Raw genomic sequence first — 15171 nt, 5'->3', positions numbered from 1 at the left:
GCGACGCCACACCGATATAGTGTCGACCGGGGATTCGTCCACGAGCGAATTTGTACAACGGAAGATTGCGTGGATCAGGAGCAACCGCAGCACGAGAAGATCCGGTTCAGGCGTGACGAGATCACCGACCTGGGGGCTTTGCCGTCCGCGTGCCGCGTTCCACCACTCGGCCAGGCGTCGATCGGCCGCGGCTTCCGCACCCTTTCGCGCGTGTTCGCCGGCATGGTCGCGTTCGTGTTGCTGGCCGCGGTCGTTGTCTATCTGGTCGGAGTATCCGGGATCGGCTCCGAGCGGCTTCGGGCGGAAGCGGAGACCGCCATCGAGAAACTCGCCGGTGTCGATGTCAACGTGGCGGTCGGGCCGGCGCGCATCACGCTCGACAGTTCGAGCTTCGTCGCGCTTCAGGTCAGCGACGTCAGCCTGAAGACATCGGACGACAAACCGATGGCGGATGCTGGCCGCGTCCGCTTCGGCATGCGCCTGATCCCGCTTCTTTGGGGAGAGGTGCGGCTGACCAGCGCCAGGATATCGGATGCTCACATCGTTGTGGCGGCGATGCCGTCCGGCGGCGACTGGACAGCGCAATTGCGCAATGAGGACGGCCTCGTCGATCCGGAGAGACTGTCCGACGCGCTGTTCGGCAACATACATCGCGCGCTCGACGCCGTGCGGGAAGATTCGATGCGCCGGATCGATCTCAGCAATGTCGAATTCGTGCTGCCCGATGCGGGGGCGATCAAGCTGGTCAAGATCGCCGACGCCACCGTCGTACAATCGGGGCCGGGCGCTGTGGAGTTTTCCTCAGAGGCGGATGTCGACGGCAGGAAGGTCACGGTTGCCGCCTCCGCCACCCAGGATGTCGCCGCCCATCGCGTCACGGCGCTGACTGCGAGCGTCGATCTGTCATCTGCCGACGACACCGGCGCCGGGAAGCTGGGCGCGATCGCGTTGAAGCTGACAGGAGCGGAAGGATCCGGCACCAATGAATCACGGCTGACGGCCTCTCTGTCGTCCGCCGGGTCGGTGCTCGATCTTGGCACGCGCGGCTTGCTGCCTGCCGATGTCGATGTCGATGCGACGCTTGTCCATGGCAGCAACAAGATCCAGGTCGACAGGCTGTTGCTGAAAACCGGCCGGTCCTCTTTCAATTTCGGCGGCTCGATAGGGCCAAAGCCGGCGACAGGGGCGGCGGGCGAGGAACCGTCCTACCGCTATGACCTGACCAGCGACGGTTCGACCCTGGCGCCATCGGAATCGCCCGAGCCCGCGCTGACCTTCCTCGCCCGCATCGCCGGCGTCTATCAGACCGAGAGCCACAAATTGGTGGCCGAGCAGATCGCGGTTCGGTCCGCCGCTGCCGGCGAGGTACTCGGCACCGCGGCCGTGGCTTTCGTTGACGGCAAGGCCCCCGGGATCAATCTGGCGCTCAACGTGCATGACATGCCGGTCTCGCACGTCAAGCAGCTGTGGCCGTGGTTTTCGGCGCGCAATGCGCGGCTCTGGGTGCTGGACAATCTGTTCGGCGGCCGGGTTGTCGATGCCAACCTCCAGTTCCAGGTGGTGCCGGATCGCCTCGGCAACGGCGTGCCGCTTTCGGCCGACGAGGTGTTCGGCCGCTTCCAGATCGAAGGCTCGCGTTTTGACACGGCCGGCCGCATCCCGCCGATACGCGACGCTGTCGGCGTCGTCGCCTTCCACGGCAATGACGTCGACATTTCGCTCTCCTCGGGCACCGTCTTCATGCCCAGCGGCCGCACCGTGGCGGCCAGCAACGGTACGCTGGCGGTCAAGGCGGCGAACCGCCCGCCGGTCATCGGCGCCCTCGACATCGATGTGGAGGGCGAGGCGCCGGCTGTCGCCGAACTCGCCTCCTACGAGCCGATCAACGCCATGCGCCATGTCGGCTTCCTGCCGGAGGATCTGTCCGGCAGCGTCACCGGCCATGTCCGGGCGGATATTCCACTGCAGTCCGGCGTCGATACGTCGAAGCTCGACTGGCTGGTGTCGCTCGACTACACCGGCCTGTCGCTGGCCAAGCCGTTCGAGGGACAGACCGTGACCGATGCCGACGGTTCGATCACCGTCGATCCGGAAAAGGCGGTGATCTCCGCCAAGGCAGCGCTCAACGGCATTCCGGCCGAACTCGACCTTATAGAGCCGCTGGCGGACAACGGGCCGGCGCGCAGCCGCAAGGTGGCCCTGGTGCTCGACGACAAGGTCCGTGCAGCGGCCATGCCCGGCCTGACGCCGCTGCTTGGCGGAACGGTGAAGGTCGCGATCGACAAGAGCGGCAGCGGCAACCAGAACGTCTCGGCCGACCTGACCAATGCCAGGCTGGACATTCCCTGGGCCGGCTGGAGCAAGGGGGCAGGGGTTCCCGCCAACGTCACCTTCGTCATGACCAAGGTCGGCGACACCACGACACTGTCCGATTTCAACCTCGACGGCAAAACATTCTCCATCGACGGCAGCATCGTGCTGGTCAACGGCGCCCTGTCGTCGGCCAAGTTCGGCAAGGTCACCTTGAACCGGGGTGACGACGTCGCGATTTCGGTGAAGCGTTCGGGCAAGGGCTACGCCGTCGACATAAAAGGCAGCGCGCTCGACGCCCGTTCGCTCATCAAGCAGTTCACGTCCGATGTGGACACCGCGACCAAGACGACCGGAACAGACAACATTTCCGTCAGCGCCGACGTCGAGCGGCTCACCGGCTTCCATGACGAGCAACTGTCCAATTTGAAGCTCGACTACAGCGCGGCCGGATCAAGGGTGAACGGGCTGAAGGTCAGCGCCACGGCAAGTTCGGGCGCGGCCATCGCCATCAGCAACACTACCGGCGATGGCCGGCGCTCGCTCAACGTGAAGTCAGCGGACGCCGGCGCGATATTGAGGTTCCTGAACGTCTACGAGCACATGGAAGGCGGCTCGATCATGCTGGCGCTGACGGGGGCCGGCGACGGGCCGATGAAGGGCAAGGTCGACACCAGCAACTTCTTCATCGTCAACGAACCGAAGCTCGCCTCCATCGTCTCGACCACGCCGGCCGGCGACAACCGCAGCCTCAACCAGGCGGTCAAGGGCAATCTCGACACATCGCGGGTCAAGTTCGAACGCGGTTATGCCGAGATCGAGAAAGGCAGCGGCTATCTGAAGCTGGCCAATGGCGTGCTGCGCGGTCCGCGCATCGGCACGACGTTCCAGGGCATCCTCTACGACCAGAACAACAATATGGACATGACCGGCACCTTCATGCCGGTCTATGGCCTCAACCGCATCTTCGGCGAATTGCCCATCGTCGGCGCGCTGCTGGGCAACGGCCGCGACCGCGGCCTGATCGGCGTCACCTACCGGCTCAGGGGCAATGCCAACAAGCCGGTGCTCGACGTCAACCCGCTGTCGGTGATCGCGCCGGGCATATTCCGGTCGATCTTCGAATATCGATGAACGGCCTCAGGCCGGCCGCACCAGAACGTGTTTTTTCTTGCCTAATGAAAGCTTTACGACGTTTTCCGGACTCAGATCCTGAAGCGTCACCATGCGGCGGTCGTCATTGACCGACTGGTCGTTGATGCGAACCGCGCCGCCCTGGATGTGGCGCCGCGCCTCGCCATTGGACGATGCCAGCCCGGCCGTGACCAGCAGCGACAGGATGCCAACGCCGGCTTCGAGTGCTGCCTTGTCGGCGCCGACGGTCGGCAATGTCTCGGCGAGCGCCCCCTCCTCGAAGGTCTTTCGGGCGGTTTCCTCGGCCTGGTTCGCCGCTTCGCGGCCATGAACGATCGCCGTCGTCTCCGTGGCCAGGATCTTCTTGGCCTCGTTGATCTCGGAGCCGCCGAGGGCGGCCAGGCGCGCGATTTCGTCGAGCGGCAGGCGGGTGAATATCTTCAGGAAGCGCTCGACATCGGCGTCCTCGGTGTTGCGCCAGTACTGCCAGAAATCATAGGGCGAGAAGAGGTCGCCGTTGAGCCACACCGCACCCTTCGCCGACTTGCCCATCTTGGCGCCCGACGATGTCGTCAGCAGCGGCGTGGTCAGGGCGTAAAGCTGCGGCGTGCCCATGCGATGGCCGAGATCGACGCCATTGATGATGTTGCCCCACTGGTCCGATCCGCCCATCTGCAGGCGGCAGTTCTGGCGCCGGGCGAGCTCGACGAAATCATAGCCCTGCAGGATCATGTAGTTGAATTCGAGGAACGACAGCGATTGCTCGCGGTCGAGCCTGAGCTTGACGCTGTCGAAGGTCAGCATGCGGTTGACGGAGAAATGCCGGCCGACATCGCGCAGGAACTCGACATAGTTGAGCTTCATCAGCCAGTCGGCATTGTTGACCATGATGGCGTCGTTCGGGCCGTCGCCGAAGCGCAGGATGCGGCCGAAGATGCGCTTGATGCCTTCAATGTTGGTGGCGATCGCTTCCGGCGTCAAAAGGCTGCGCTGGTCGTCGCGGAAGGACGGGTCGCCGATCATCGACGTGCCGCCGCCCATCAGGGCGATCGGCCGGTGTCCGGTTTCCTGCAGCCAGTAAAGCATGGTCGCCGAGATCAGATTGCCGATATGCAGGCTGGTGGCGGTGGCGTCATAGCCGACATAGGCGGTGACCGTTTCCTTGGCGAAAAGCTGGTCGAGGCCGGTCTCATCCGAAATCTGGTGGATGAAGCCGCGCTCGCTCATCGTGCGCAGGAAATCGGATTTGAAGGCAGGCATGGTTTCTTTCCCGAAAGCGTCCGCCCGGTCCGGCGCGGGCATATGTGAACGGGCGCGTTTAGCATCCAAGCGCGATCAGCAAAAGTGGAATCCGGTTTTGCATCAGATCGCGCGCCAACCAGGAGGTCGCGATCAGCAAAAGTGGAATCCGGTTTTGCGGCCCGCGCGGATAATGCCGTCACGCTTGCTTCATCGTTTCGGCCGGGGTAATGAGGCGCCGCGCCAAAGGTTCTTGCAGCCCACGACCTCGAGCGGCACCGCATGGCATCCATCAATGCCACATTCCACGACAGAGCCCCGACGCGACATGCCGGACGCATTGATATCCATCGTCATTCCTTGCAGGAACGAGGCGGCAAACCTGCCGCTCTTGATCGACGAGATCGAGGCGGCGATGGCCGGGCGCGACTTCGAACTGATCATCGTCAATGACGGCTCGACCGACGAGACGGCTGCCGTGCTTGCCGAACAGGCGGCGCTTCGCTCTTTTCCGGTGCGGGAATTGCGGCACCAGAAATCCGCCGGCCAGAGCCTGTCGGTGCGTTCGGGCGCATGGGCGGCGCGCGGCGGCATCGTTGCCACCATCGACGGCGACGGCCAGAACGATCCGCAATACATTCCGGTGCTGGTCGATGCCTTGCGGCAGGCCGGTCCTGATTTCGGCGCCGCCCAGGGCCAGCGCCTCAAGCGCCGAGACAGCAAGGTCAAGCAGCTGGCGTCGCGTTTCGCCAACTGGCTGCGCGGCGCGATCCTGCATGACGAGACGCGCGATACCGGCTGCGGCCTGAAGGCGATCCACACCGACATCCTGCGCAAATTGCCCTTCTTCGACGGCACCCACCGCTTCGTCCCAGCCCTGGTCATCCAGGAAGGCTATCGCGTCGTGCATTGCGATGTCGTCGACCGCTCGCGCCGCCACGGCAAGTCGAATTACGGCATTTTCGACCGCGGCCTGCAGGGCGCGCTCGATCTCGGCGGTGTCTGGTGGCTGCGCCGCCGGCGCCGCAGAATGCCAAAAGTAGAGGAAATCAAGCGTGTTTAACGTGCTTCAGGAACTGGGGACCTGGCTTCACCAGGTTTTCATCAAGCAATTCGATGCGTGGATCCTGCTCGGCTTCGTTGCGCAGTTCTTCTTCACCATGCGTTTTGTCGTGCAATGGCTCGCCTCGGAAAAGGCCAAGCGCAGCGTCGTGCCGGTAGCCTTCTGGTTCTTCTCCCTGTTCGGCGGCGGCCTGCTTCTGATCTATGCCATCCAGCGCCAGGATCCGGTGTTCATCGCCGGCCAGGCCATGGGCATGTTCATCTACATCAGAAATCTCTGGCTGATCGCCAATGAGCGCAAGGCGGCGATGACCAAGGTCGATTGAGCGGCCCGTCACGTCGAAAAATGGTTAGAGAGGCTGATGCATGGCGTTGAACAGGAACTACATTCTTCTTTTCCTGTTCAGCCTGGTGATGACGCTCTCGGGGCTGGCATCGCTGCCGCCGATCGACCGGGACGAGTCGCGCTTCGTCCAGGCGACCAAGCAGATGGCCGAGAGCGGCGACTATGTCGACATCCGCTTCCAGGAGGCCTCGCGCTACCAGAAGCCGATCGGCATCTACTGGCTGCAGTCGGCGGCGGTGACGCTGAGCGGCAAAGGCGCCGAGGCGCCGATCTGGGTCTATCGCACGATCTCGGCACTGGGCATTGCCATTGCGGTGCTGGCGATCGTTTGGACGGGGACCAATCTTTTCGGCGCCAATGCCGGTATCGCCGCCGGCCTGGTGATGGCCGCGATCTTCGCCACGGCCTTCGAAGGGCGCGACGCCAAGACCGATGCGATGCTGCTGGCCTGCTGCGTGGCGGCGCAAGGCGCGCTGGCGCAGATCTATCTCGCATCGCGCCGCAACGAACCGGTCGCCGGCCATCTCTGGTGGATTTTCTGGATCGCGCAAGGCGCGGCGGTCCTCATCAAGGGGCCGATTGCGCCGCTGCTGTCGGCGCTGACCATCGCGGTGCTGTTCGCCTTCGAGCGTGACGGGCGCTGGCTATCGAAGCTCAGGGTCGGACGCGGCCTGTTGCTCGTCGTGGTGATCGCGCTGCCTTGGCTTGCCGCGATCACCTGGAAAAGCCATGGCGCTTTCCTGCAGCAAGCCGTCGGCAAGGACATGCTCGGCAAGGTCGCGTCGGGCGAGGAATCACACGGCCTGCCGCCGGGCTTCTACATGCTGACCTATTCGCTGTTCATGTGGCCGTTCGGGCTGATCGCGGTCGGCGCCGGCCTCCAGGCCCTTAACCGCCTGCGCGACGATGTCAGGCTGCGCTTCTGCCTCGCCTGGTACATCCCGTTCTGGCTGGTGTTCGAGCTGATCCCGACCAAGCTGCCGCATTATGTGCTTCCGGCCTATCCCGGCATGGCGCTGCTGATCGGCTGGCTGCTGACATTGCAGCCCGAGGACGCCAATGCGCCGCTGAAGCGCTGGCAGCAATGGCTGTGGTGGTCGACCGCCTTCGGCCTGGTCGTGGTCAGCCTCGGACTGGCGGCGGTTTGCATCGGGGCGCCGATCTATCTCACCCACAGCTTCTCCTGGTGGAGCATACCGGCGGCCGCCGCCGCGTTGGGCACCGGTTATTTCGCGTTTTCGCGGCAGCTGCAGGTGCCGTTGCCCCGCATCGGAGCCACCGCGGCCTGTGCCGGCATCACCTATGCCTTGCTGTTCGGCGTCATCGCCCCATCGCTGAAACCGATCTGGCTGAGCCCGGCGATCAAGCAGGCGGTGCTTGCCAACAAGCCTTGCGACACGACGGTGCTGGCCTCGGCGCGGTATCAAGAGCCGAGCCTGGTGTTCCTGGTCGGCACGAAAACGGTGCTGACCGATGTCGGCGGCGTGGCGCAGCATCTGCTTGCCGATCCTGCCTGCGCGCTAGGGCTGGCGCAGATCGAGGACGAGCAGAAACTGAATGGCATGCTGTCGGTGCAAGGCAAATCGGTGAAACGGGTCGCGGAGATCGACGGCCTCAACTATTCGTCGGGAGACAAATTGTCGCTCGGCCTCTATCGTGTGGCGCCATGACGGCTCGTCGATGCCCATGACGGCAACAATGGGGTCGAATTCCCAATGCTCGTAAAATCGCGCCCTTCAGTTTCCGGTCGGCTCCTTGGGGTAAGGCGACGGTCGCTGAGCAATTTTCGCGACACCATGCGGATCGTGAGAGGGCGCTTTGCCGCTCGTCCCGCGCGTTACCCCAACATCGCATGGCCGGTCTGGCTCGTCGTTTGGGTGTTGCTGACGGCGGCGGCCTTTGTTCGCCTCGATGCACTGGCAGGGCTGGTCGATGGCCAATGGCCGGGAGCCGGGGTGGCGGAATTCCTGACCCAGTTCGCTCTCGGTGGCTGGTACCTGATCCCGTCGGCACTTTTGCTCGTTGGGGCCAATCTGACCGATTGGCGCAGCCTTTCACGGCGATCGCTGATGCTCGTCTACAACTGGACTTGTCTGGCTTTTCTGGTGCTGAGCGCCGTCGGCCTGTCGGGCCTGCTGGTCAATGTCCTGAAGTATGCGATCGGCCGGGCCCGTCCGCTCTACTTCCAGGATTTTGGCGTGCTCGCCCTGCACCCCTTCGCCTTTGACGCGCGCTTCGCCGGTTTTCCATCCGGCCATGCCACGACGATGGGGGCGGTGTTCGGCGTTCTCCTGCTTTTGTTTCCGCGGCGCTGGCACATCGCCCTGGTGATCACCGCCTGTCTCGCCTCGACCAGGGTTTTCGTCGGCGCACACTATCCGAGCGACACGGTGGCCGGCTTCGGCCTTGGCTGCGCCTTCGCGCTGGCTTGCGGGCTGGTCTTTGCCCGGCTCGGCTTCATCTTCCGTCCGACGCCGTCAGGGTTGCCGGTCCGCAAGGCATCGTTCCGGCTGATTGCACCGGACAGATAAGTCTTTGCCGGATTAATTGCTGTCCAGGCCGCCGTAGGACCTTACCAGGCGAGCCATGTCGGTCGCGTCGGCGACTTCGCTTTCCAGTCCCTGTGCCACGCCGGCGCGATCGGCGACGGGGCGGTTCTGGCTGACCTTCCACTTGCCGTGGATCTCGCTGATCTCGATCTCGAGCCCGATGATTCCCTTGATCTGCGACTGGATGAAGGGCGGCGGCGCATCGGTCACTGCCCAGGGTGCCTCTCGGGCACCTTCCTGGGAAGCGGTCAGATCGCCAATCTGCCGCGCCAGCCACGCCTGGTCGTCGATCACCTTTGCGGCGCCGCGCACCTGCACGATGGCATAATTCCAGGTCGGCACCACCTTGCCGGTCTCGCGCTTGGTCTCGTACCAGGAGGGCGTCACATAGGCATCGGCGCCTTGGAAGACGATCAGCACGGGCGACGCCGGATTGTCGGCAATGAGGCGCCAGTGCGGGTTGGCCTTGGCCAGGTGAGCCCGCAGTCTGCCGTTCGGCGCCGCTGCGGCGTCGAGCAGGAAGGGAATGGCGTTGGCGACCGGGCCGTCAGGCCCGTTCGAGATCAGCATGCCGAGCGGATGCGTCCTGATCAGTCCATGCAGCACGTCGGGCCGCGTTTCCTGGAAATGGGGAGGCTCGTACATCGGCGCTGGCGCCTTTCCTGCTTATCTCAGCCGCTTGGGCCGCGGATCGGACAATTCGCCCGCCAGACGGCGATCGAGATAGTCCGCGCATTCCTCGATCAAAAGATCGGCGTGGTTGGCGAAGAAGTGGTTGGCGCCGGGCAGGGTCTTCTGCGTGATGGTGATGCCCTTCTGCGTGTGCAGCTTGTCGACAAGGCCCTGCACATCCTTCGGCGGCGCCACCTTGTCGGCATCGCCATGGATGATCAGGCCCGATGACGGGCAGGGCGCCAGGAACGAGAAGTCATAGGTGTTGGGCTGCGGCGCGATCGAGATGAAGCCCTCGATCTCGGGCCGGCGCATCAAGAGCTGCATGCCGATCCACGAGCCGAACGAATAGCCGGCGACCCAGCAGCTCTTGGAATCCGGGTGCAGCGACTGGACCCAATCGAGCGCGGCGGCTGCGTCCGACAACTCGCCAGTGCCGTGGTCGAATTCGCCCTGGCTGCGGCCGATGCCGCGGAAATTGAAGCGCAGCGTGGTGAAATCGCGCTTCTGGAACATATAGAAGAGGTCGTAGACGATCTTGTTGTTCATCGTGCCGCCGAATTGCGGATGCGGATGCAAGACGATGGCGATCGGCGCGCTCTTTTCCTTGGAGGGCTGGTAGCGTCCCTCCAGGCGGCCGGCCGGACCGGTGAAAATGACCTCAGGCATAAAATACTCCACTTAGGTAATACGAATGCGCGGCGCCCGGAACGGACCTTCCTCTGGCCTTGACGCAGGGCGAGCGTCTTCTTAGAAGCTAGTTTAGAACTATTCAAAACTGAGTGGCCAGACGTCGAGCCCGGCCACCCGCGCCGCAAGCCGCGTAAATAGGACGGCTCGCCTTGGAATTTCAAGGAAATAACGCCATACGACGACCGAATGGCTTCTGACGGGATCAACTGGACGAAAATGGCCGCAAAACGCGCCTATCTCGACTATAATGCCAGTGCGCCGCTGCTCCCAGCGGCGCGCGAGGCTATGGTCGCGGCGCTTGACGTGGCCGCCAACCCGTCATCGGTCCATGCCGAAGGCCGCGCCGCGCGGCGCCTGATCGAGACGGCAAGGCGCGAGGTCGCGGGTCTGGTCAATGCCAGGCCCGAACATGTCGTGTTCACCTCCGGTGCGACCGAAGCCGCCTCGACGCTGCTGACCCCCGACTGGCAGATGGGGCGCGGCAGCATGCGCATGAACCGGCTCTACGTCTGCGAGGCCGATCATCCCTGCCTGCTGAATGGCGGACGCTTCCCGGCGACGCAGGTGACGCGCATCGGCGTCGATGCCAACGGCATTGCCGACCTTGCCGCCTTGGCCGCGGCACTTGCAGGTCATGACAAGGCCGATGGCCTGCCGCTGGTCGCGATCCACGCCGCCAACAACGAGACCGGCGTGATCCAGCCGATCGATCGCATCGCCGAAATCATCAAGGCCGCCGGCGGCATTCTTGTCGTCGATGCCGTTCAGGCCGCGGGCCGCGTTTCCATCGACATGTCAGCCGGTTACGCCGATTATTTGATTCTGTCTTCGCACAAGATCGGCGGTCCCAAGGGCGTCGGCGCCATCGTCGCCGGCGCCGATCTGATGATGCCCAAGCCCCTGATCAATGGCGGCGGCCAGGAAAAGGGCCATCGCGGGGGCACCGAAAATCTCGCCGCTATATCAGGGTTTGGCACCGCCGCGCGCGAAGCGCTGGCCGGACTGCCGGCGATCGCTGCGGTGCGCCAGCACCGCGACGAGATCGAAGCCATCGTGAAAATGCTGGTGCCGGACGCGGAAATCTTTGGAACCGGCGCGCCAAGGCTTGCCAACACGACATTCTTCGCTATTGCGGGCATCAAGGCCGAAACCGCGCAGATCGCCTTTGATCTCGCCGGTGTGGCGCTGTCGGCCGGCTCCGCCTGTTCGTCGGGCAAGGTCGGGCCGAGCCACGTGCTGAAAGCCATGGGCTATGGCGATAGTCTGGGCGCCTTGCGCGTGTCGATCGGTACTGCGACGGGCGCCGAGGACATTGAATTGTTCCGCACCGCGCTGGCGGGAATTGCCCAGCGCCGGGCGGGCAGGGAACAGGCCGCCTGAACGCGGTGAAAAGGAATTCAGGCTTCGCAGCCTGGTAGAGCGGTGCGTTTGCAAGTGGCCGGGTGAATTTCCGGTCGAAACGCACTATATGGAACTTACGCCACTTCCGGCGCCTCCAGGGGCTGCCGTTCGCGGTGCCATAGTTTGAAAACTGTCGGGCCTTGACCCCGGCGTGGATGGAGAACGCATATGCCTGCTGTGCAGGACACGATCGATCGGGTCCGAAAGATCGACGTCGACCAATACAAATACGGATTCCAGACTGAAATCGCTGTCGACAAGGCTCCCAAGGGCCTGAGCGAAGACATCATCCGTTTCATTTCGGCCAAGAAGGACGAACCGTCCTGGATGCTGGAATGGCGTCTGGAAGCCTATCGGCGTTGGCTGACTTTGGAAGAGCCGACCTGGGCGCGCGTCCACTATCCGAAGATCGATTTCCAGGACATCTACTACTATGCTGCGCCCAAGAGCACGCCCGGCCCGTCCTCGCTCAGCGATGTCGATCCGGAACTCTTGAAGGTCTACGAAAAGCTCGGCATTCCGCTGCGCGAGCAGGAGATCCTTGCCGGCGTGCAGAAGACCGATGCCTCCGATCTCGAGGAGCCCAGCGACAACGTCTACAAATCCGGCCGCGTCGCCGTCGACGCGGTGTTCGATTCCGTGTCCGTCGTCACCACCTTCAAGAAGGAGCTGGCGCAGGCCGGCGTCATCTTCTGCTCGATCTCGGAAGCCATCCGCGAGCATCCGGAACTGGTGCGGAAATATCTCGGCTCGGTCGTGCCGACTTCCGACAATTTCTACGCCACGCTGAATTCGGCTGTGTTCACCGACGGCTCCTTCGTCTTCGTGCCCAAGGGCGTGCGCTGCCCGATGGAGCTGTCGACCTATTTCCGCATGAACGAGAAGAACACCGGCCAGTTCGAGCGCACGCTGATCATCGCCGAGGAGGGGGCTTACGTCTCCTATCTCGAGGGCTGCACCGCGCCGCAGCGTGACGAGAACCAGCTGCACGCCGCGGTCGTCGAACTGGTGGCGCTCGACGATGCCGAGATCAAATATTCGACGGTGCAGAACTGGTACCCCGGCGACGCCGAGGGCAAGGGCGGCATCTACAATTTCGTCACCAAGCGCGGCGATTGCCGTGGCGACCGCTCGAAGATCTCGTGGACGCAGGTCGAGACCGGTTCGGCGATCACCTGGAAATATCCGAGCTGCATCCTGCGCGGCGACGACTCTTCCGGCGAATTCTATTCGATCGCCGTTTCCAACGGTTATCAGCAGGTCGATAGCGGCACCAAGATGATCCATCTCGGTAAGAACACGTCGAGCCGCATCATCTCCAAGGGCATCGCCGCCGGCTCCTCGCAGAATACCTATCGCGGCCAAGTCTCGGCGCACCGCAAGGCGACCAACGCCCGCAATTTCACCAACTGCGACAGTCTGCTGATCGGCGACCAGTGCGGCGCGCATACCGTGCCTTACATGGAAGCCAAGAACTCGACGGCGCAGTTCGAGCATGAGGCGACGACGTCCAAGATTTCCGAGGACCAGAAGTTCTACGTCATGCAGCGCGGCATCCCCGAGGAGGAAGCCATCGCGCTGATCGTCAACGGCTTCGTCAAGGATGTCATCCAGCAACTGCCGATGGAGTTTGCCGTCGAGGCGCAGAAGCTGATCGGTATCTCGCTCGAGGGCTCGGTCGGCTGACCGGACAGATATTCAGGAAACAAAAGAATGCTTGAAATCAAGAACCTGCATGCCCGCATCGTCGATGACGGCACCGAAATCATCCGCAGCCTGAACCTGACGGTGAAGGCCGGCGAGGTCGCCGCCATCATGGGCCCGAACGGCTCGGGCAAGTCGACGCTGTCCTACATCCTCGCCGGCCGCGAGGACTATGAGGTGACCGAAGGCGACATCCTCTACAACGGCCAGTCGATCCTAGAGATGGATCCGGCCGAGCGCGCCACGTCGGGCATTTTCCTCGCCTTCCAGTATCCGATGGAGATACCGGGCGTGGCGACCATGGAATTCCTGAAAGTGGCCATGAACGAGCAACGCAAGGCGCGCGGCGAGGAGCCGCTGAAGATCCCGGAATTCCTGAAGCGGGTGAAGGAAGCCGCCGCCTCGCTCAGCATGGACATGGCGATGCTGAAGCGGCCGCTCAATGTCGGCTTCTCCGGCGGCGAGAAGAAGCGCGCCGAGATCCTGCAGATGAAGCTTTTGGAGCCAAAACTCTGCGTGCTCGACGAGACCGATTCCGGCCTCGACATCGATGCGCTGAAGATCGTTTCCGACGGCGTCAACGCGCTGCGCGCGCCCGACCGGGCGTTCCTGGTCATCACCCACTACCAGCGGCTGCTCGAGCACATCGTGCCCGATAGCGTGCACGTGCTCTACAAGGGCCAGGTCATCAAATCCGGCGACAAGTCGCTGGCGCTCGACCTCGAGGCCAATGGCTATGCCGGCGTGATCGGCGAAGCCGCGTGAGATGCCAGAAGGCAAGGTCAAACTGATGAATATGCACACACAACCGCAGCGGACACCGGCCGAGACAGCGTTGATCGACGCGTTCGGCGACCGGCTGTCGCTGCTGCCGGGCGACGGCGCGGTGATGCTGAAGCGCGACGACGCTATCGAGGCGATCAAGCACGGCCTGCCGACGCGGCGCGTCGAATCCTGGCACTATACCGATCTCCGCCGGCTGTTGAGCGTGGTGCCGGATTTCGACCCGGCCGCCATGGCCAAGGCCGTCGCGCCGATCGTCGAAGGGTCCGCCGTCCTGCCGGTCCTGAACGGCAAGTCCGATGTGAAGGTACCGGCCCTTGACGGTGTCACCGTGCAAAACCTGTCGGAAAAGTTGGTTGACGGCAGCATCGCGCCGGGGCTCGATCCCTATGGCAGCGACGATGCCATAGGCGCGTTGAACACCGCCTTCGTCGCCGACGGTTATTTTGTCGACATCGCCGATGGCGCGGAGCTTGAAAAGTCGATCGAACTGCAGAATGTGCAGGCCGGCGGCCAGACCCATGTGCGCTTGGCCGTTCGCGCCGGCGCCGGCGCCAAGGCCGTCATCGTCGAGCGTCAGGCGGGTGATGGCGCCGCGCTGGTCAGTTCGGTCAGCCAGCTCGTGCTCGGCGAGGATGCCGAAGTGACATGGCTGATTGTCCAGGAGCAGCCGGAGACGGCGACCCATCTGGCGCAGTTCAAGGCCCATATCGGCAAGAACGCGAAACTGACGCTGTTCGTCATGAACGCCGGCGGCAAGCTCGTGCGCCAGGAGGTCATGGTCAAGACGACGGGCGAAGGCGCCGATTTCAAGCTGCGCGGCATCAACCTTCTGGCCGGCGACACCCACTCCGACGTGACGATGGTGCTCGACCACGCCGTGCCGCACACGACCTCGACCGAGGTCATCCGCAATGTGGTGACGGGCAAGGCGCGCGGCGTCTTCCAGGGCCGCATCAATGTCCACCAATATGCGCAGAAGACCAATGCCAAGATGGCCTGCAACACGCTGCTGTTGTCGGACGATGGCGAGTTCTCGACCAAGCCGGAGCTCGAAATCTTCGCCGACGACGTCGTCTGCGGCCATGGCGCGACGGTGACCGAGATCGATCACGACCATCTGTTCTACCTGATGGCGCGCGGCGTCGACGAGAAGAGCGCCCGTGGCCTGCTGGTCAAGGCCTTCGTCGCCGAGGTGATCGAGGAACTGGACGACGAGACGATCGTCGAGGCGCTGGAAGGCAGGCTCGACGAATGGTTTGTGACTCACGGGTGAAA

Annotated in this window: 12 protein-coding genes; 9 read left to right on the top strand and 3 right to left on the bottom strand. The window is 63.5% G+C overall.

Annotated features, from left to right (window positions below):
• The first annotated feature begins 69 nt into the window (after positions 1 to 69).
• Positions 70 to 3444 (top strand): DUF3971 domain-containing protein, encoded by a 3375-nt coding sequence (locus FJ546_RS06545; RefSeq protein ID WP_140888603.1) that lies wholly within the window; start codon positions 70 to 72, stop codon positions 3442 to 3444.
• A 6-nt stretch (positions 3445 to 3450) separates the two neighbouring features.
• Here FJ546_RS06545 and tyrS read toward each other — a convergent pair whose 3' ends face one another.
• The gene (gene tyrS, locus FJ546_RS06540; RefSeq protein ID WP_095788095.1) at positions 3451 to 4704 is read right to left on the bottom strand and encodes a tyrosine--tRNA ligase; all 1254 of its coding nucleotides are present in this window, start codon (positions 4702 to 4704) and stop codon (positions 3451 to 3453) included.
• 307 nt (positions 4705 to 5011) lie between these two features.
• Here tyrS and FJ546_RS06535 point away from each other — a divergent pair, with 307 nt between their 5' ends.
• The 4 genes from FJ546_RS06535 (at position 5012) to FJ546_RS06520 (ending at position 8622) form a co-directional block, all read left to right on the top strand.
• Positions 5012 to 5746 (top strand): glycosyltransferase family 2 protein, encoded by a 735-nt coding sequence (locus FJ546_RS06535; protein WP_140888602.1) that lies wholly within the window; start codon positions 5012 to 5014, stop codon positions 5744 to 5746.
• Complete coding sequence (locus FJ546_RS06530; protein WP_010909058.1) at positions 5739 to 6071, top strand: lipid-A-disaccharide synthase N-terminal domain-containing protein; 333 nt, start codon at positions 5739 to 5741, stop codon at positions 6069 to 6071. The genes FJ546_RS06535 and FJ546_RS06530 overlap by 8 nt, the downstream gene beginning before the upstream one ends.
• 40 nt (positions 6072 to 6111) lie before the next feature.
• Positions 6112 to 7761 carry a glycosyltransferase family 39 protein gene (locus tag FJ546_RS06525; RefSeq protein WP_181167835.1) on the top strand — a complete coding sequence of 550 codons (1650 nt, stop codon included), beginning with the start codon at positions 6112 to 6114 and terminating at the stop codon, positions 7759 to 7761.
• 126 nt (positions 7762 to 7887) lie between these two features.
• Entirely contained in the window at positions 7888 to 8622 is a 735-nt protein-coding gene (locus FJ546_RS06520) for a phosphatase PAP2 family protein (protein WP_246686764.1), read from the top strand.
• A 12-nt stretch (positions 8623 to 8634) separates the two neighbouring features.
• Here FJ546_RS06520 and FJ546_RS06515 read toward each other — a convergent pair whose 3' ends face one another.
• Together FJ546_RS06515 and FJ546_RS06510 are read right to left on the bottom strand one after the other, a co-directional pair.
• Entirely contained in the window at positions 8635 to 9285 is a 651-nt protein-coding gene (locus FJ546_RS06515; protein WP_140888600.1) for an FMN-binding negative transcriptional regulator, read from the bottom strand.
• 21 nt (positions 9286 to 9306) lie between these two features.
• Positions 9307 to 9981: an alpha/beta hydrolase gene (locus FJ546_RS06510; protein WP_027046762.1), complete on the bottom strand. Its 675-nt coding sequence runs from the start codon at positions 9979 to 9981 to the stop codon at positions 9307 to 9309.
• 240 nt (positions 9982 to 10221) lie between these two features.
• Here FJ546_RS06510 and FJ546_RS06505 point away from each other — a divergent pair, with 240 nt between their 5' ends.
• The 4 genes from FJ546_RS06505 to sufD all read left to right on the top strand — a co-directional run bounded on the left by FJ546_RS06505 (position 10222) and on the right by sufD (position 15169).
• Positions 10222 to 11385 carry a cysteine desulfurase family protein gene (locus FJ546_RS06505; RefSeq protein ID WP_140888902.1) on the top strand — a complete coding sequence of 388 codons (1164 nt, stop codon included), beginning with the start codon at positions 10222 to 10224 and terminating at the stop codon, positions 11383 to 11385.
• 189 nt (positions 11386 to 11574) lie between these two features.
• Entirely contained in the window at positions 11575 to 13092 is a 1518-nt protein-coding gene (gene sufB / locus FJ546_RS06500) for a Fe-S cluster assembly protein SufB (RefSeq protein ID WP_140888599.1), read from the top strand.
• A 27-nt stretch (positions 13093 to 13119) separates the two neighbouring features.
• On the top strand, positions 13120 to 13875 hold the full coding sequence (sufC, locus tag FJ546_RS06495; RefSeq protein WP_140888598.1) for a Fe-S cluster assembly ATPase SufC: 756 nt from the start codon (positions 13120 to 13122) through the stop codon (positions 13873 to 13875).
• Between the two features lie 25 nt (positions 13876 to 13900).
• On the top strand, positions 13901 to 15169 hold the full coding sequence (gene sufD, locus FJ546_RS06490; RefSeq protein ID WP_140888597.1) for a Fe-S cluster assembly protein SufD: 1269 nt from the start codon (positions 13901 to 13903) through the stop codon (positions 15167 to 15169).
• Positions 15170 to 15171 lie beyond the last annotated feature (2 nt).

It is taken from the genome of Mesorhizobium sp. B2-4-19 (assembly GCF_006441315.1).
In the GTDB taxonomy this organism is placed as follows: Bacteria; Pseudomonadota; Alphaproteobacteria; order Rhizobiales; family Rhizobiaceae; genus Mesorhizobium.
This window is presented reverse-complemented; position numbering and strand designations above follow the sequence as displayed.